Here is an 18548-nt window from a genome sequence, read left to right as displayed (position 1 = left end):
GGCGGGGTGTCCCGGCCCGAGCGGGCCGGTCCATCCGGCCGCCCCGGCCCACCCGCCCGGCGCCACCCGGCCGAACCCTCGGAAGGGCACCACCCATGGAGCAGTTCGAGACCCTCTCCCCGCCCCAGCGTGCCGCCATGGCGCGCAGCATGACCAGGCGGCGGGCCGCGCTCGCCCGCCGCTCGCTGCTGCGGGTCGCCGGGCTCGGCGCCGTGGCCGGCGCCGGCCTCACCGGCTGCGGCATCCCCGCGGCCGGCCGCAAGGGCGAGACCGCCTCCACCGACCACTCGGCGCAGGAGAAGGTGGTGGACTTCTCCAACTGGACCGAGTACATCGACGTCAGCGACGACGGCAAGCACCACCCGACGCTGGACGCCTTCACCAAGCGCACCGGCATCAAGGTCAAGTACACCGAGGACATCAACGACAACGTCGAGTTCTTCGGCAAGATCAAGCCGCAGCTCGCCGCCGGCCAGGACACCGGCCGCGACCTGATGGTGCTCACCGACTGGCTGGCCGGGCGGATGATCCGGCTCGGCTGGGTGCAGCAGCTGGACTCCGCCAACCTGCCGCACGCCTACGCCAACCTCGAACAGCGCTTCCGCAGCCCCGACTGGGACCCCGGGCGCGCCTACTCCTACCCCTGGCAGGGCATCAGCACCTGCATCGCCTACAACAAGAAGGCCACCGGCGGCCGGAAGGTCACCTCCGTCTCCCAGCTCCTCGACGACGGCTCGCTGAAGGGCAGGGTCGCCATGCTCTCGGAGATGCGCGACACCATCGGCATGACCCTGCTCGACATGGGAGAGCTGCCCGAGAAGGTCACCGACGACACCTTCGACGCGGCCGTCGCCCGCATCCAGAAGGCCGTCGACAGCCAGCAGATCCGGAAGTTCACCGGCAACGACTACACCGACGGCCTGAGCAAGGGCGACATCGCCGCCTGCGTCGCCTGGGCCGGCGACCTGGTCCAACTGCGTATCGACGACCCGGACATCGAGTACGTCTTCCCCGACTCCGGCTTCGTCTCCTCCACCGACAACCTGCTCATCCCCGACAAGGCGCGGCACAAGGCCAACGCGGAGCGGCTGATCGACTACTACTACGAGCCCGCGGTCGCCGCCCAGGTCTCGGCGTACATCAACTACGTGTGCCCGGTCGCCGGGGTGAAGCCGTACCTGGCGAAGATCGACCCGAAGCTGGCGAGCAACCCGCTGATCATCCCCGACGCGGCGATGGACGCCCGCGGCCACGCGTTCCGCTCGCTCAGCGACGCCGAGGACGCGCGGTACGAGGACAAGTTCGCCAAGCTCATCGGCGCCTGACCCCGGCCTGCACCCGCACCCCCCGAGGACACCCCATGACGACCCCCAGCACGAGCCCGAGCCCGAGCCCGCAGCCCTCCGCCGACGCCGTCCGCCTCACCGGGATCAGCAAGTCCTACGGCGCCTTCACCGCCGTCCACCCGCTCGACCTGGCCGTGCCGGCCGGCTCGTTCTTCGCGCTGCTCGGCGCCTCCGGCTGCGGCAAGACCACCACCCTGCGGATGATCGCCGGCCTGGAGGCCCCCTCCACCGGCGCGGTGCACCTCGGCGGCCAGGACGTCACCGCCCTGCCGCCGTACAAGCGCCCGGTCAACACCGTCTTCCAGAACTACGCGCTCTTCCCGCACCTGGACATCTACGAGAACGTGGCGTTCGGGCTGCGCCGGCGCGGCGTCAGGCCGGTGCGGGCGAAGGTCGGCGAGATGCTCGACCTGGTGCAGCTCGGCCCGCTGGCCCGGCGCCGCCCGCACCAGCTCTCCGGCGGCCAGCAGCAGCGCGTGGCGGTGGCGCGGGCCCTGATCAACCAGCCGAAGGTGCTGCTGCTGGACGAGCCGCTCGGCGCGCTGGACCTGAAGCTGCGCCGCCAGATGCAGCTCGAACTCAAGCGCATCCAGACCGAGGTGGGCATCACCTTCGTGCACGTCACGCACGACCAGGAGGAGGCCATGACGATGGCCGACACGGTCGCGGTGATGAACGCCGGGCGGGTCGAGCAGATGGGCGCGCCCGCCGACCTCTACGAGAACCCCGCCTCCACCTTCGTGGCGAACTTCCTGGGCACCTCCAACCTGATCGAGGCCGAGGTGGCCGGCGTCGCCGACGGCACCCTGCGGCTGGTGCGCGCCGGGCAGGAGCTGGCGATGCCCGCCGCCCGCTGCCGCACAAAGGCCGCCCGCGGCGACCGGGTGCTGGCCGGGGTCCGCCCGGAGAAGATCACCCTGACCCACCGCGACGACGCCGGGGAGGTGCCCGCCGGCCGCAACCGGATATCCGGCACGATCGCCGACTCCAGCTTCATCGGCGTCTCCACCCAGTACGTGGTCGACAGCCCGGTCGGCGCGGGCCTGGAGGTCTTCGTGCCGAACGTCGAGCGCGACACCCGGCTGGTGCCCGGGGCGCCCGTCGTCCTGCACTGGAACCCCGCGCACACCTTCGGGCTGGACGCCGGACAGGACATCGGCGCCGGGCTCGGCGCGGACCTGGACGAGGCGGCGCCGGGCACGGGGACGGGGCCAGCGACCGGGGCGGGCGGCACCGGGCGCACCGAGCCCGCCGAGGGGGCCGCCGTATGACCGCCGCCACCGAACCCCTGGCCACGCCCGCCCCGAAGGCGCCCCCGCCGCCCGAGGCGCTGCGCCGGGCCGCCGCGCGGCGGCGCCGCGTGCCCTATCTGCTGCTGCTCGCCGGGGTGGCCTGGCTGCTGGTCTTCTTCGTCGCCCCGATGGTGTACCAGGCGTCGACCTCGGTGCAGACCGGCACCCTGGAGGACGGCTTCAAGGTCACCTGGCACTTCGCCACCTACTGGGACGCGCTCAGCGAGTACTGGCCGCACTTCGTGCGCTCCCTGGCCTACGCCGCCATCGCCACCGCGCTGTGCCTGCTGATCGGCTACCCGCTGGCGTACACCATCGCCTTCCGCGCCGGCCGGTGGCGCAACGTGCTGCTGATCCTGGTGATCGCGCCGTTCTTCACCAGCTTCCTGATCCGCACCCTGGCCTGGGAGACGATCCTGTCCGACCAGGGCCCGGTGGTGTCCTTCCTCAACAGCGTGCACCTGCTGGACGTGACGTCCTGGCTGGGCGTCACCCAGGGCGACCGGGTGCTCGCCACCCCGCTGGCCGTCGTGTGCGGCCTGACCTACAACTTCCTGCCGTTCATGATCCTGCCGCTGTACACCTCGCTGGAACGCGTCGACGGGCGCCTGCACGAAGCGGCCGGCGACCTGTACGCCACCCCGTTCACCGTCTTCCGCAAGGTGACCTTCCCGCTGTCGATGCCCGGGGTGGTGGCCGGCACCCTGCTGACCTTCATCCCGGCCTCCGGCGACTACATCAACGCCGAGTTGCTGGGCTCCACCAACCAGCAGATGATCGGCAACGTCATCGAGTCGCAGTTCCTACGGGTCCTGGACTACCCGACGGCAGCCGCCCTGTCGTTCCTGCTGATGGCGGTCATCCTCGCCGTCGTCACCCTCTACATCCGCCGGGCCGGAACGGAGGAGCTGGTCTGATGCGCCTGATCCGCCGACTGCGCGCCAACCTCGTGGTGATCGCGGGCGTCCTCGCCCTGTGCTACCTGATCCTGCCGAACCTGGTGGTGCTCGCCTTCTCCTTCAACAAGCCCAAGAGCCGCTTCAACTACACCTGGAACCACTTCTCCACCGACGCCTGGCAGCACCCGTGCAGCGTCTCCGGCATGTGCGGCTCGCTCGGCCTGAGCCTGCGGATCGCCGTCTACGCCACACTCGCCGCCACCGTGCTGGGCACCATGACCGCCTTCGCGCTCGCCCGCTACCGCTTCCGCGGCCGCGCCGCCACCAACATGCTGATCTTCCTGCCGATGGCGATGCCCGAGGTGGTGATGGGCGCCTCGCTCGGCACCCTCTTCCTCAACATGCGCATCCGGTTCGGCTTCTGGACGATCCTCATCGCGCACATCATGTTCTGCCTGAGCTTCGTGGTCACCGCCGTCAAGGCCCGCGTGATGAGCATGGACCCGCGCCTGGAGCAGGCCGCCCAGGACCTGTACGCCACCCCGGCGCAGACCTTCCTGCGGGTCACCCTGCCGCTGGCCGCGCCGGGTATCGCGGCCGGCGCGCTGCTGTCGTTCGCGCTGTCCTTCGACGACTACATCATCACCAGCTTCAACGCGGGCAACTCCGTCACCTTCCCGATGTTCGTGTGGGGCTCGGCGCAGCGCGGCACCCCGGTGCAGGTCAACGTGATCGGCACCGCCATGTTCGTGCTCGCGGTGCTGCTGGTGCTGGCCGGGCAACTCGTCGGCGGCCGCCGGAAGGCGCGTGGCTGACATGGACCCCGCCCGCGCGCTCGCCGCCGCCCGCCCGGTGCCGTACTGGCTCGACGACCCGGCCCGGCCGGCCGCGCAGCCGGCGCTGGCCGGCGCGGAGCACTGCGACCTGCTGGTGGTCGGCGGCGGCTACAGCGGGCTGTGGACGGCGCTGCTGGCCAAGGAGCGCGACCCGGGCCGCGACGTGGTCCTCATCGAGGCGGGCCGGATCGGCTCGGCCGCCTCCGGCCGCAACGGCGGCTTCTGCGCGGCCAGCCTCACCCACGGCTTCGCAAACGGACTGGCCCGCTGGCCGGGGGAGTTCGCGGCGCTGGAGGACCTCGGCGCACGCAACCTCGACGCCATCGAGGCCGCCGTGCGGCGGTACGGCCTGGACTGCGAGTTCGAGCGGACCGGCGAGATCGACGTGGCCACCGCCCCCTACCAGGCCGAGGAACTGCGGCAGGCGCACGCCACCGCGCTCCAGCACGGCCTGGACCTGGAGTACCTGGACCGCGACCAGGTGCGCGCCGAGGTCGACTCGCCCACCTTCCACGCCGGGCTGTACGACCGGCGCGGGGTGGCCATGGTCCACCCGGCCAAGCTCGCCTGGGGGCTCCGGCGCGCCGCCGAACGGGCCGGGGTGCGGATCTACGAGCACACCCCCGCGCTGGCCCTGGTCCGCCACGGCGCCGCACTGGCCGTCCGCACCCCGTACGGCAGGGTGCTGGCCCACCACGCGGCGCTGGGCACCGGCGTGTTCCCCTCGCTGCTGCGCCGCACCCGGCACCGCACCGTGCCCGTCTACGACTACGCCCTGACCACCGAACCGCTCACCGACGACCAGCGCGCCGCGATCGGCTGGCGCGGCCGGCAGGGCCTGGGCGACAGCGCCAACCGCTTCCACTACTTCCGGCTGACCGCCGACAACCGGGTGCTGTGGGGCGGCTACGACGCGGTCTACCCGCGCGGCGGCCGGATGGACCCGGCGTACGAGCAGCGGCCGGCGACGTACCTGCGGCTGGCCCGGCACTTCTTCGCCTGCTTCCCGCAGTTGGAGGGGGTGCGCTTCAGCCACGCCTGGGGCGGCGCGATCGACACCTGCACCCGCTTCTCGGCGTTCTTCGGCACCGCCCACGGCGGGCGGGTCGCCTACGCGGCCGGGTACACCGGGCTCGGTGTCGGCGCCACCCGGTTCGGCGCCGAGGTGATGCTCGACCTGCTGTCGGGGCTGACCACCGAGCGCACCGTGCTCGCCATGGTCCGCCGCCGCCCGCTGCCCTTCCCGCCCGAGCCGCTGGCCACCGCCGGGATCGGGCTGACCCAGTGGTCGCTGGCGCGGGCCGACCGGTCGCAGGGGCGGCGCAACCTGTGGCTGCGGGCCCTGGACCGGGCCGGCCTCGGCTTCGACTCGTGACCGCCCCGCCGCTGGTGGCGCCGACCCGCCCGCACCACTCCCCTCACAGTGTGAGGCGCGTCACATCCGATGGCCGGTGAAACCCGCGTAATGATCCGGCCCCCACGCCCTCTCCCGTGTGACGGCACACGCCTCGCACGACGGACGGAGGGGTCCCACGATGGCCGACACGGGTACGAAGGGCGCGGTGGAGTGGCTGGCTTCGGTCGCGGACGACCCGCGCGGATGCAGACGGGAGTGGGAGCGCAGCCCGCTCGGGGTGGCGCTGCTGCCCGCCGGACGCCAGTGGGACGTGCTGATCCTGCCCGGCCGGATCGGCTACTCCACGCTCGACGTACTGACCCGGCTCACCGGCCCGCCCGGCCCGGTGCTCGCCGACTTCGGCGACGAGCGGATCGGCTTCTTCGTGCCGCCGGGCACCGCCGCCCGCTGGCTGGGCACCGGGGTGCGCGGCGCCGGGCGCGGCACCTGGATCGTGGTGCCCTACCCCGGCCGGCCGACCGGGGGAGTGCGCTGGCTGGTCCCCCCGGACGGCACCGGCCACCTCACCGACCCGGTGGTGCTGGAACTGGCGATGCACGAGGCCGCCGCCCGGCTCGCGGGCGGGTGAGCGCCGCGCGTCGCGGCCCGGCCCGCCCGGCCGGGTGCTTGTGGCACCCCGCCGCCGGTGGCGACACTGGGCGGCAGACGACGACGGAAGGGCTCACCCCGTGACGACCTCGACCTCGCACATCACGCACTGGATCGCCGGCCGGCCCTGGACCGGCACCGCCGAGCGGCACGGCGACGTCCACGACCCGGCCACCGGCCGGATCACCGGACGGGTGGACTTCGCCGGGCCCGAGGTCGTGGACGAGGCGGTACGCGCCGCCGCCGACGCCTTCCGCCAGTGGCGCCGGACGTCGGTCGCCAAGCGCACCGGGGTGCTCTTCGCCTTCCGCGAGCTGCTCAACGCCCGCCGCGAGGAACTCGCCGCGCTGATCGTCGCCGAGCACGGCAAGGTGCACTCCGACGCGCTCGGCGAGGTCGCCCGCGGCCTGGAGGTCGTCGAGTACGCCTGCGGCATCCCCCAACTCGCCCGCGGCAGCTACACCGAGCAGGCGTCCACCGGCGTCGACGTGTACTCGCTGCGCCAGCCGCTCGGCCCGGTCGCGATCGTCTCGCCCTTCAACTTCCCCGCCATGGTGCCGATGTGGTTCTTCCCGCTCGCCATCGCCACCGGCAACACCGTCGTCGTCAAGCCGTCGGAGAAGGACCCGTCCGCCGCGAACTTCCTCGCCGCGCTGTGGCGCGAAGCCGGCCTGCCCGACGGGGTGTTCAACGTCGTGCACGGCGACAAGGACGCGGTCGGCCGGCTGCTGGAGCACCCCGGGATCAAGGCGGTCTCCTTCGTCGGCTCCACCCCGGTCGCCCGCGCGGTGTACGAGGCCGGCACCCGCCACGGCAAGCGCGTCCAGGCCCTGGGCGGCGCCAAGAACCACATGCTGGTGCTGCCCGACGCCGACCTGGACCTGGCCGCCGACGCGGCGGTGAACGCCGGCTACGGCGCCGCGGGGGAGCGCTGCATGGCGGTGTCGGTGCTGGTCGCCGTCGACCCGGTCGGCGACGACCTGGTGGCGCGGATCAAGCAGCGCATCGCCACCCTGACCGTCGGCCCCGGCGCGGCGCCCGGCTCCGCGATGGGCCCGCTGGTCACCGGCGCGCACCGCGACAAGGTCACCGGCTACCTCGACGCCGGCACCGCGGAGGGCGCCGTGCTGGTCGCCGACGGCCGCAAGCACGCCGTCGACGGCGACCCCGGCGGCTTCTGGCTCGGCCCGACCCTCTTCGACCACGTCCGCCCGGGCATGTCCGTCTACGACGACGAGATCTTCGGCCCGGTGCTGTCCGTGGTCCGCGTGCCCAGCTACGAAGCGGGCCTGGAGCTGGTCAACGCCAACCCGTACGGCAACGGCACCGCGCTGTTCACCCGCGACGGCGGCGCGGCCCGGCGCTTCCAGCACGAGGTGGAGGTGGGCATGGTGGGCATCAACGTGCCGATCCCGGTGCCGGTCGCCTACTACTCCTTCGGCGGGTGGAAGGACTCGCTCTTCGGCGACACGCACGCCTACGGCGAGGACGGGGTGCGCTTCTTCACCCGCGGCAAGGCCGTCACCCAGCGGTGGCCCGACCCCTCCCACGCGGGCCTGAACCTGGGCTTCCCGACGAACTCCTGACCGCCGCCCCCGGCACCAGCAGCGCCGCCCCCACCGCCGACAGCAGCGCCGCCGCCAGGCACCAGCTCGCCAGCACGTCCAGCGGCCAGTGGTAGTCGCACCACACCAGGGCGACCCCGACCAGCAGTGCCAGCAGCCCGGTGCCGGCGGCCAGCAGCGCGCGCAGCGCCGCCCGCCGGACGAACGGCAGCAGCACCAGCGCGGCCAGCCCGAACGCCACGGACGAGGTCGCGGTGTGCCCGGACGGGAAGTAGCCGTAGCTCGGGTCGGCGCGCACCCGCCCCGGCGCCGGGCGGTCCACCCCCGCCTTCACGGAACCGACCACCACCGGCAGCAGGCACATCGCCAGCGCCGCGGCGCCCGGCGGCAGCCACCAGCGCGGCAGCCCCGCCCGCCGCCCCAGGCGCACGGCCGCCGCCAGCGCCACCAGCAGCACCGGCACGGCCACCGCGATGTCCCCCAGGTCGCTCAGCGCGTGCGCGAGGCCGTCGAAGGCGGGATGCGCGGCGGCCGCGCGCCGGGCCCCGCGCAGCACCCGCCAGTCGTCGCCGACCAGGCCGCCGCCGGAGGACACCTGCCAGGTCAGCAGGCAGAAGGCGGTGACGGCCGCGGCGAAGGCGGCGCCGAGGGCGAGCAGGCGGGCCCGGGCAGAAGTCGGCCGCCCCGGAACAGGGGGGAGAGTTCCGGGGCGGCCAGGGCGATCGCCGTACCGTCCGTCCCGGGGGGTTTGGGACGAACGGCCAGCCGATCGGCGAGGATCGCCGGGGCAAGAAGTCCCGGCGTTGTCGTGCGCGAGGGCACTGCCGCGCCGGTGATGGGGATTCATCGGCGCGTTGTCGCCCGCGGCCTCATCACTGGGATTCGGCCACGTGCGGGGTGTTCCTCGGAAACCGTACGTCACAGGCGGCTCATCAGGGTCGTCGATCACCCGTCCGCCATCAGGCTCGCACACCTTCTTCACGACCCCGTCCCCCGCGTCGCACAGGCCTCACCCGGCACACGGCACGTCCCTGGTTTCACACGCCGGCGAAGGCCGCCTCGATGATGTCCAGGCCCTCGTTGAGCAGATCCTCCCCGATGACCAGCGGCGGCAGGAAACGCAACACGTTCCCGTACGTGCCGCACGTCAGCACGACCAGCCCGGCCGCGTGGCACGCCTTCGCCACCGCCGCCGTCACCGCCGCGTCCGGCTCCTTCGTCCCCGGCCGCACCAGCTCCACCGCGATCATCGCGCCGCGCCCGCGCACCTCGCCGATCACCGGGAACTTCTCCTGCATCGCGCGCAGCCGCGGCGTCATCACCTCGCCGATCCGCCGCGCCCGCGCCGGCAGGTCCAGCTCGCGCATCGTCTCGATCGCGCCGAGCGCGGCCGCGCACGCCACCGGGTTGCCGCCGTAGGTGCCGCCCAGGCCGCCGGAGTGCGCCGCGTCCATGATCTCCGCGCGGCCGGTCACCGCCGCCAGCGGCAGCCCGCCCGCGATGCCCTTCGCCGTGGTGATCAGGTCCGGCACCACCCCTTCGTCCTCGCACGCGAACCACTGACCGGTCCGGCAGAACCCGGTCTGGATCTCGTCGGCCACGAACACGATGCCGTTGTCCCGCGCGAACTGCGCGATCCGCGGCAGGAAGCCCTTCGCCGGTTCGATGAAGCCGCCCTCGCCCGCGATCGGCTCGATCACGATCGCTGCCACGTGCTCGGCGCCGATCTGCTTGGTGATGATGTCGACCGCCTGCGCCGCGGCTTCCTCCGCCGCGTGCTCCGGCCCGGTCAGCCACCGGTAGCCGTACGCCAGCGGCACCCGGTAGACCTCCGGCGCGAACGGCCCGAAGCCCTCCTTGTACGGCATGTTCTTCGCGGTCAGCGCCATCGTGAGGTTGGTGCGGCCGTGGTAGCCGTGGTCGAAGACCACCACCGCGGGGCGCTTGGTGTACGCCCGGGCGATCTTCACCGCGTTCTCCACCGCCTCCGCGCCGGAGTTGAACAGCGCGGACTTCTTGGCGTGGTCGCCGGGGGTGAGCCGGGCCAGCTCCTCGCACACCTCCACGTAGCCCTCGTAGGGGGTGATCATGAAACAGGTGTGGGTGAAGTCCGCGAGCTGCGCCGACGCCCGCCGGACCACCGCCTCCGCGCTGTTGCCGACCGACGTCACGGCGATGCCCGAGCCGAAGTCGATCAGCCGGTTGCCGTCCACGTCCTCCACGACGCCGCCGCCGGCACGCGCGACGAACACCGGCAGCGTCACCCCCACCCCGTCGGCGACCGCGGCCGACTTGCGGGCCGCCAGCTCCCGCGACTTCGGTCCTGGTACGTCGGTGACGAGCCTGCGCTCCTGCGGCACTGCGGTCATGGCGGCGCTCTCCCTACTCGGTGTGCTGTGACGCCCCGGTCACTTCGGAGGCTAGGCGGGCCCCGGTACCCCCGCATACTCCGATCGGTCGCACTGGCGGCGCCGGTTTCGCCGGTTCGGACAGTGCGGGCGGCGGCACCGTAAAACGACAAGATCCTTTTGCCGGGGTATCGGCTCGACTACATTGTGCGCATCGGCGGCGATGAGGGGCGAGAGCAGGCGCGCGATGGATGCCAAGGACCGCAACACCCGTCCGCAGGGCCCCCCGTACGGGCAGCCCGCCCCGCCGCCGGTCCCGCCCCGCAGCCCGGTGCCGCGGCCCGCCGCGCCGCCGCCCGCCCCCGTGCAGGCCCCGCCGCTGTCCGCGGTGGAGCGCTGGCTGCGCACCCCGCGGGTCTCGGACGCCCCCGGGATCTACGCGTACGGGCACGTGCCCCGCCCGCCCGACGACCCCGACCGGATGACCGACCGCCGCCTGATCGGCGGAGCGGTGCTCGCCCTGCTGTGCGCGCTGCTGCTGTGGTCGCTGATGAAGAACGGCTACGTCCCGCTGTGGCGGCGCCCGCTGACGCTGCTCACCCCGGGCTCGTGGTGGCACGGCAGCCACCCCAGCCGGGTGGGCCAGTTCGCCGCCGCGTTCTACGAGTGCCTGTGGCTGGCGCTGCTCACCCGCTACTTCGCGAAGATCGGCAGTTGGGGCGAGGTCGGCCGGCGCTACCTGCGCGAGCCGCGCGCCAGGGCCACGGCCGCCTTGGTGATCGGCGTGTGCGTCTGGGTGCTCAGCGACAAGAAGTTCCTGCCGCTGATGTCGCTGATCCTCCCCTTCTACCCGCCCTCGGCCTTCCAGCACGGCGAGCAGGCGGCCCTGCGCGTGGAGTACGAGGTCGACGCGATCGCCGCGCTGGTCGTGGCGGTCGCCGCCGCGAAGTACGGCCGCTGGCCGGAACTGCTGCGCGCGCGCAGCGCCGCCCGCCGGCAGCCCGCCGGGTCCGAGGGCCTGCTGCCGCCGCAGGGCGCCCCCGGCGCCGCGGCCCTGCCCGCGCCCACCGACTGGGCGGAGGTGCGGGCGGCGGGGTACGGCGCCGCCGCCGACCGGCTGGCGCAGGACGTCCGCACCGGTCGGATGAACGACGTCGACTGCGCCCGGGTCCGCCAGGCGTGGCAGGCGGTGCACTCCCGCCCCGAGGGCGCCCGGGAGTTCGCCGACGGCGTGCTGGAACTGGGCGGCGCCGCCATGGTGCACCCCTCCGGCGCCCGCGACGTGCCGCGGCGCACCGCCGACCACGACCTGCTCGGCGGCCAGGTGCGCATCGGCACCGGCGTCGCCGACCCGCGCAACGGCTACCAGTACCGCGGCTCGGGCATCGCCCTGGACCCCGGGGTGCTGGGCACCGGGCTGCTCGCCGTCGGCCCGCCCGGCTCCGGCAAGAGCCGGCTGCTGATGCGCCCGGTGGTCGAGTCGCTGTGCCTCCAGGCGCTCGCCGGGCGCGCCGCGGTCGTCGCGGTCGCCGGCGCCGACGTCGACCTCGGCCCGGCCGAGGCGTACGACGTGGTGATCTCCCTCGCCGACCCCGCCTCCCGCTACGACCTCGACCTGTACGGCGGCAGCACCGACCCCGACACCGCGGCCGGACTGCTCGCCGAGGCGCTGACCGACGGGCCCGAGAGCGAGCAGCGCCGCGCCGCCACGGCCCTGGGCCAGCTGCTGGGCCCCTACGCCGCCGCGCATGGCCGCTTCCCGACCGTGCCGGTGCTGCGCGAACTGCTGGAGGGGCTGCCGCACGCCTTCGCCGCGCTGCGCGAGGCCGTCGACGCGGTGGGCCTGCCGGGCCTGGTGCGCGAACTCGACGCGCGGGAGCGGCAGAGCGCCCGGCCCGGCGACATCGGCACGGTCCTCGCCGACCGGATCGGGGTGCTCGACCGGCCCGCGTTCGCCGGGTTCTTCGACACCTCCGGCCGGAGCCGGCCGTTCGCGATGCACGCGCTGGCGCACCCGCTGCGGGTCCGGGTGGAGCTGCCCGAGCGCGGCCACGCCGAGGCCTCCCGGATACTGGTGCGGCTGCTGCTCGCCCAGTTCACCGCCGCGGTCGCCGCCCGCCGGGACCGCGCGCTGTTCGCCTGCATCGTGGTCGACGACGCCGCGCAGGCGCTGTCGGAGGCGACGCTGCGCGCGCTGCCGTCGCTGCGGGGCCAGAACGCCGGCGCGGTGCTGGGCCTGCGCTCCCTGGACGCGCTGCCGGAGGCGCTGCGCGGCGCCGCGGTCGGCGCGGTGGGCTGCCGGATGGTGTTCGCGGGCGTCTCGCCGCGCGACGGCCGGTTCTTCTCCGAGACATGGGGCACCATGCGGGTGCAGACCAAGGACATCACCCGCACCCCCGACCAGTCCGGCGGGCTGCCCAGGCGGCTGAGCCGCGGGGTGCGGCGGCTGTTCACCGGCGAGGTCGTCACCACCGAGTCGGTCACCGTCCGCGAGGTGGAGCGGGAGCGCTGGTCGGCCGCCGACCTGGCCCAGCAGGTCCCCGTCGGCCACGCGGTGGTGTCGCTGACGACGACCGCGGGGGAGCATGCGCCGCCGGTGCTGGTGGACCTGCGGTCGTGAGGGGGTGCGGTACGGTGCGGGGACTCCAGGGTGTCGGCGACCGGTCGGCAGAACCACGTCCTCGTTCCGGCCCCGAACTTCCGTGGTCCGGCCCCGAACCTCCGTCCCCGAACGGCACCAGGTAGGCATGCCTCTCACGCTCGCGTCGCTGGCGCACCACACGTCGCTCAGGCTCACCGTGCTCGCCGCGGGCGGGCAGCTCGCCGCCGAGGTGCGCTGGGTGCACACCAGTGAGCTGGAGGACCCGGCGCCCTATCTGGAGGGCGGGGAGCTGCTGCTGACCACCGGGCTGAAGCTGGACACCGCCGACGCCGGCGCGGTCGCCGGATACGTGCGGCGGCTGGCGGCGGCGGGCGTGGTCGGGCTCGGGTTCGGCGTCGGCGTCGGGCACGACGAGGTGCCGCGGACCCTGGTCGAGGCCGCCGAGGAGGCCGGCCTGCCGCTGCTCGAAGTGCCGCGGGCCACGCCCTTCATCGCGATCAGCAAGGCGGTGTCGGCGGCCGTGGCCGCCGACCGGTACCAGGCGGTGACCGCCGGGTTCGAGGCGCAGCGGGAGCTGACCCGGGCCGCGCTGTCCCCCGACGGGCCCGCGGCGCTGCTGTCCCGGCTGGCGGCCCACCTGAACGGCTGGGCGGCGCTGTACGACGCGTCCGGCGCGGTGCTGGCCGCCGCGCCGGAGTGGGCGGGCCGCCGCGCGGCGCGGCTGGGCGGCGAGATCGACCGGCTGCGGGCCGTGCCGGCCCCGGCGAGCGTCGCGGTGGCCGGCCCGGCCGGCAGCGAGGACCGGGTCGAGCTCCAGTCGCTGGGCACCGCCCGCCGCCCGCGCGGCTTCCTCGCGGTCGGCACCGAGGAGCGCCTGGGCACCTCCGCGCGGTACGTCGTGCACGCCGCGGTCGCGCTGCTGACGCTCTCCCTCGAACAGTCCCGCGCCCTGGTCGCCGCGCAGGGCCGGCTCTCCGCGGCGCTGCTGCGGATGCTGCTGGCCGGCGAGGCCGACCACGCCCGCGCCACCGCCGGCCCGATGTACGGCACGCTGCTGCACGCGCCGGTGCGGATGATGATCGCCGAGGCGAACGGCGCCGCGCCGCCGCAGCCCGGTGCGGAGGCGCCGCAGGGCGTCGAGGCGCCGGAACTGCCCGAGGCGCTGGTGCTGCTGGCCGAGCGGGCGGAGGCCGCGGCGGTCCGCGCCGCCGAACCGGTGCTGGTCGTCACCGAGGGCGAGCGGCTGGTCCTGGTCGCGGCCGAGGGCGCCGCGGCGCTCACGGTGGCCGCGGACCTGGCCGGGGCGGAGGAGGGCCTCGCGGCCGGGCTGTCGGCGCCGCTGGACCCCGCCGACGCACCCGCCGCGCGCGGCCAGGCCGAGCGGGCCCTCGCGGTGGCCCGGCGGCGCGGGGTGAACCTGGTGGAGCATGGCGAGGTCGGGGTCGGCTCGGTCGTCCCGCTGCTCGCCGACGACGCGGTGCGGGCCTTCGCCGAGGGGCTGCTGCGGCCGCTGCGCGAGCACGACGCCACCTCGCGCGGGGACCTTGTGGCCTCGCTCGCCGCGTGGCTGGCCCACCACGGGCAGTGGGACTCCGCGGCCGCCGACCTGGGGGTGCACCGGCACACCCTGCGCTACCGCATGCGGCGGGTGGAGGAGATCCTCGGCCGCTCCCTGGACGACCCGGACGTCCGCATGGAGCTGTGGCTCGCCCTCAAGACGGAGCAGTGAACCGGGCGCCCTGGCCAATTCGGCGCGGCGCCGCCCGGCGGCGCTCCACCGCGGACAACAGGGCGCCGCGGCGGCGCGAACTACCGTGCGGCGTATGACGACCACAGACACAGCGCCGCACGGGTTCTGGATCGCCGGCCGCCCGGCGCGCGGCACGGAGACGTTCGACGTGACCGGCTCGTGGGACGGCGGCCTGGTCGGCCGGGTGTCCGTACCCGACGAGGCACAGGTCGAGCAGGCCGTCGCGGCGGCGGCCGCGGCCACCGCCGGCTTCGCGGCGACGCCGGCCCACGTCCGGGCCGCGGCACTGGACCACGTGGCGCAGCGGCTCGCGGAGCGGGCCGGGGAAGTGGCCGCGCTGATCACCGCGGAGAACGGCAAGCCGCTGAAGTGGTCGCGCGGCGAGGTCGGCCGGGCCGTGTCGGTGTTCCGGCTCGCCGCCCAGGAGGCGCGCCGCTTCAACGGCGGCGAGGCGCAGCGCCTGGACACCGACCCGGGCGGCGTCGGCCGCCTCGCGCTGACCCGCCGCTTCCCGCGCGGCCCGGTGCTGGGCATCGCGCCGTTCAACTTCCCGCTGAACCTGGTCGCGCACAAGGTCGCCCCCGCCCTCGCGGTCGGCGCGCCGATCATCCTCAAGCCGGCGCCGGCCACCCCGCTGTCGGCGCTGCTGCTCGGCGAGCTGCTCGCCGAGACCGAGGGCCTGCCGGCGGGCGCCTGGAGCGTGCTGCCGGTGCCGAACGACCGGATGCCCGCGCTCGTGCAGGACCCGCGGCTGCCGGTGATCTCCTTCACCGGGTCGGACACCGTCGGCTACCAGATCGCGGACTCCGTGCCGCGCAAGCACGTCACCCTGGAGCTGGGCGGCAACGCGGCGGCCGTGGTGCTCGCCGACTGGTCGAGCGAGCAGGACCTGGAGTGGGCGGCCACCCGCATCGCCACCTTCGCCAACTACCAGGCCGGCCAGTCCTGCATCTCGGTGCAGCGGGTCATCGCCGACACCGCCGTGTACGACGCGCTCGCCGAGAAGGTCGTCGCCAAGGTGCGCGCCCAGGTCACCGGCGACCCGACGGACCCGGCCACCGACGTCGGCCCGCTGGTCAGCGAGGCGGCCGCGGAGCGCGTCGAGCGCTGGGTGGACGACGCCGTCGCCAAGGGCGCGAAGCTGCTCACCGGCGGCGCCCGCGACGGCGCGACGTACGCGCCCACGGTGCTCGCGGACCTGCCCGCCGACGCGGTGCTGGCCTCCGCGGAGGCGTTCGGGCCGGTGCTGTCGCTGCACCGCGTGGACGGCACCGACGAGGCGTTCGCGGCGGTCAACGACTCCCGGTTCGGCCTCCAGACCGGCGTGTTCACCCACGACCTGCAGACCGCGTTCCGGGCCCACCGGGAACTGGAGGTCGGCGGGGTGATCATCGGCGACGCCCCCTCCTACCGGGCCGACCAGATGCCCTACGGCGGGGTCAAGGACTCCGGGCAGGGCCGCGAGGGCGTCAGGTACGCGATGGACGACTACACCTACGAGCGGGTGATGGTGCTGACCGGGCTGGACCTGTAGCAGCGGACGCGCACCTCCGGCCGGGCCACCGGCACCCTGCCTGCGGCCCGGCCGTCCTTCGGTGGCCGCTTCGGGCGATGTCGGATAGGACGGACACGTACGCCGGCCGGTCGCCGGCCCGCCCGGAGGTGACGCAAACCGTGTCCGCACCCACCGCAACGCGCAACGTCTCGGAACGCGAGGCCCGGCAGGTGGCCGAGGCCGCCCGCGAACAGGAGTGGCACAAGCCCAGCTTCGCCAAGGAGCTGTTCCTCGGCCGCTTCCGGCTGGACCTGATCCACCCGCACCCGCTGCCGGCACCCGAGGCGGTGGCGAAGGGCGAGGCGTTCCTCGCCCGGCTCGGCGACTTCCTGCGCACGCGGGTGGACCCCGCCCAGATCGAGCGCGAGGCGCGGATCCCCGACGAGGTGGTGCGCGGCCTGAAGGAACTGGGCGCGCTCGGCATGCGGATCGACGAGACCTACGGCGGCCTCGGCCTCACCCAGGTGTACTACGACAAGGCGCTGGCCATGATCGGCTCGGTCAGCCCCGCGGTCGGCGCGCTGCTGTCGGCCCACCAGTCGATCGGCGTGCCGCAGCCGCTGCGGATGTTCGGCACGCAGGAGCAGAAGGACGCGTTCCTGCCGCGCTGCGCCCGCACCGACATCAGCGCCTTCCTGCTCACCGAACCGGACGTCGGCTCCGACCCGGCGCGGCTGGCCACCACCGCCGTGCCCGACGGCGACGACTACCTGCTCGACGGCGTCAAGCTGTGGACCACCAACGGCGTCGTCGCCGACCTGCTGGTGGTGATGGCGCGGGTGCCGCGCGGCGAGGGCCACCCCGGCGGCATCAGCGCGTTCGTGGTCGAGGCGGACCGCGAGGGCATCACCGTGGAGCACCGCAACGCCTTCATGGGGCTGCGCGGCATCGAGAACGGCGTCACCCGCCTGCACCGGGTGCGGGTGCCCGCGGCCAACCGGATCGGCCCCGAGGGCGCCGGCCTGAAGATCGCGCTGACCACCCTCAACACCGGCCGGCTCTCGCTGCCCGCGGCCTGCGTGGGCACCGCCAAGTGGTGCCTGCGGACGGCCCGGCAGTGGTCGGCGGCCCGCGAGCAGTGGGGCAAGCCGATCGCCGAGCACGAAGCGGTCGGCGCGAAGATCGCCTACATGGCGGCGACCACCTTCGCGCTGGAGGCGGTGGTCGACCTGTCCTCGCAGATGGCCGACGAGGACCGCAACGACATCCGCATCGAGGCCGCGCTCGCCAAGCTCTTCGGCTCCGAGGCGGCCTGGCGGATCGCCGACGAGCTGGTGCAGATCCGCGGCGGCCGCGGCTACGAGACCGCCGACTCGCTGGCCGCGCGCGGCGAGAAGGCGGTCCCGGCCGAGCAGATGCTGCGCGACCTGCGGATCAACCGGATCTTCGAGGGCTCCACCGAGATCATGCACCTGCTGATCGCCCGGGAGGCCGTCGACGCCCACCTGTCGGTGGCCGGCGGCCTCATCGACCCCGACAGCACGCTCGCCGACAAGGCCAGGGCCGGCGCCAAGGCGGGCGGCTTCTACGCCCGCTGGCTGCCGAAGCTCGTCGCCGGACCCGGTCAACTTCCCACCTCGTACGGGGAGTTCGGGGAGCTGGCCGGGCATCTACGGTTCGTCGAGCGGGCCTCGCGCCGACTGGCGCGCAGCACCTTCTACGCCATGTCCCGCTGGCAGGGCCGGATGGAGCTGAAGCAGAACTTCCTGGCCAGGATCGTGGACATCGGTGCCGAGCTGTTCGCGATGAGCGCGGCGTGTGTGCGCGCCGAGCACCTGGCCGCCACGGCGGAGCACGGCCCGGCCGCCCGGGGCCTGGCCGACGCGTTCTGCCGCCAGTCCCGGCTGCGGGTGGAGGAGCTGTTCACCCGGCTGTGGAGCAACACCGACGACACCGACCGGAAGCTGGCCCGGGCGGTGCGCGAGGGCAAGGCCGGCTGGCTGGAGGAGGGCATCGTGGACCGTGCGGACGACGGCGCCTGGATCGCCGACGCGAGCCTGGGCCCGGCCGCCACCGAGAACGTACGGCGCCCCGTGCGCTGAACGCCGCCGCCGCCGCCCGCGCCGCAACCGCGCGGCCGGGCCGGGCCGTACGACCGCCCCGGGGCCGCCCCGCCTCGTACGGCCCCCGCCCGCGCCCCGCCCCGCTCCCGTGCGCCGGTCCGCGCCCCAGCCGGGCCGCGCACGCGTCGGCGCCGCGCACAGCCGCCGGGCGTACCCTGGCCAGCGCCCCGTGCGGACCGCCGCACCGGACCGCGCACCGGGGCCCGTACCGGCCACCCGCCGTACACCGCCCGCCACCCGCAGCGACCCCACCCGACCCGGGCCCGTGCGTGGGCAAGGGCCCGGGC

General features: G+C 74.6%; 13 protein-coding genes. 11 read left to right on the top strand and 2 right to left on the bottom strand.

Annotation, left to right across the window (positions count from 1 at the left end; genetic code table 11):
* The first annotated feature begins 95 nt into the window (after positions 1-95).
* From WA788_RS26965 to WA788_RS26935, 7 genes are all read left to right on the top strand, one after another.
* Positions 96-1325, top strand: a complete 1230-nt coding sequence (locus WA788_RS26965) for a polyamine ABC transporter substrate-binding protein (RefSeq protein ID WP_335981510.1) — start codon at positions 96-98, stop codon at positions 1323-1325.
* 35 nt (positions 1326-1360) lie between these two features.
* Positions 1361-2617, top strand: coding sequence for an ABC transporter ATP-binding protein (locus tag WA788_RS26960; protein WP_335981508.1), 1257 nt, complete (start codon positions 1361-1363; stop codon positions 2615-2617).
* Positions 2614-3555 (top strand): ABC transporter permease, encoded by a 942-nt coding sequence (locus WA788_RS26955; protein ID WP_335981506.1) that lies wholly within the window; start codon positions 2614-2616, stop codon positions 3553-3555. Before WA788_RS26960 ends, WA788_RS26955 begins: the two co-directional genes overlap by 4 nt.
* The gene (locus WA788_RS26950) at positions 3555-4352 is read left to right on the top strand and encodes an ABC transporter permease (protein ID WP_335981503.1); all 798 of its coding nucleotides are present in this window, start codon (positions 3555-3557) and stop codon (positions 4350-4352) included. The genes WA788_RS26955 and WA788_RS26950 overlap by 1 nt, the downstream gene beginning before the upstream one ends.
* Position 4353: 1 nt before the next feature.
* Positions 4354-5748, top strand: a complete 1395-nt coding sequence (locus WA788_RS26945; RefSeq protein ID WP_335981621.1) for an NAD(P)/FAD-dependent oxidoreductase — start codon at positions 4354-4356, stop codon at positions 5746-5748.
* A 160-nt stretch (positions 5749-5908) separates the two neighbouring features.
* Positions 5909-6358 (top strand): hypothetical protein, encoded by a 450-nt coding sequence (locus WA788_RS26940; protein WP_335981502.1) that lies wholly within the window; start codon positions 5909-5911, stop codon positions 6356-6358.
* Positions 6359-6458: 100 nt separating this feature from the next.
* Positions 6459-7964, top strand: a complete 1506-nt coding sequence (locus WA788_RS26935) for a CoA-acylating methylmalonate-semialdehyde dehydrogenase (protein WP_335981500.1) — start codon at positions 6459-6461, stop codon at positions 7962-7964.
* Here WA788_RS26935 and WA788_RS26930 read toward each other — a convergent pair.
* Both WA788_RS26930 and gabT read right to left on the bottom strand, forming a co-directional pair.
* Positions 7900-8538 carry a phosphatase PAP2 family protein gene (locus tag WA788_RS26930; RefSeq protein ID WP_335981498.1) on the bottom strand — a complete coding sequence of 213 codons (639 nt, stop codon included), beginning with the start codon at positions 8536-8538 and terminating at the stop codon, positions 7900-7902. The two genes, WA788_RS26935 and WA788_RS26930, sit on opposite strands and share 65 nt — an antisense overlap.
* A 442-nt stretch (positions 8539-8980) precedes the next feature.
* Complete coding sequence (gabT, locus tag WA788_RS26925; RefSeq protein ID WP_335981495.1) at positions 8981-10312, bottom strand: 4-aminobutyrate--2-oxoglutarate transaminase; 1332 nt, start codon at positions 10310-10312, stop codon at positions 8981-8983.
* A gap of 226 nt (positions 10313-10538) precedes the next feature.
* Here gabT and WA788_RS26920 point away from each other — a divergent pair, with 226 nt between their 5' ends.
* From WA788_RS26920 to WA788_RS26905, 4 genes are all read left to right on the top strand, one after another.
* Positions 10539-12911, top strand: a complete 2373-nt coding sequence (locus tag WA788_RS26920) for an ATP/GTP-binding protein (protein WP_335981494.1) — start codon at positions 10539-10541, stop codon at positions 12909-12911.
* Positions 12912-13038: 127 nt separating this feature from the next.
* A complete protein-coding gene (locus WA788_RS26915) occupies positions 13039-14622 on the top strand; it encodes a PucR family transcriptional regulator (RefSeq protein WP_335981493.1) in 1584 nt (527 codons plus the stop codon).
* Between the two features lie 94 nt (positions 14623-14716).
* Positions 14717-16177 (top strand): aldehyde dehydrogenase family protein, encoded by a 1461-nt coding sequence (locus WA788_RS26910; protein ID WP_335981491.1) that lies wholly within the window; start codon positions 14717-14719, stop codon positions 16175-16177.
* A gap of 140 nt (positions 16178-16317) precedes the next feature.
* Entirely contained in the window at positions 16318-18240 is a 1923-nt protein-coding gene (locus WA788_RS26905; RefSeq protein ID WP_335981489.1) for an acyl-CoA dehydrogenase family protein, read from the top strand.
* Positions 18241-18548: the final 308 nt, after the last annotated feature.

The organism is Streptomyces sp. CA2R106 (assembly GCF_037034245.1).
Classification (GTDB): domain Bacteria; phylum Actinomycetota; class Actinomycetes; order Streptomycetales; family Streptomycetaceae; genus Actinacidiphila.
The sequence above is the reverse complement of the archived record's forward strand: the minus strand, read 5'-3'. Positions and strand labels throughout refer to the sequence as shown.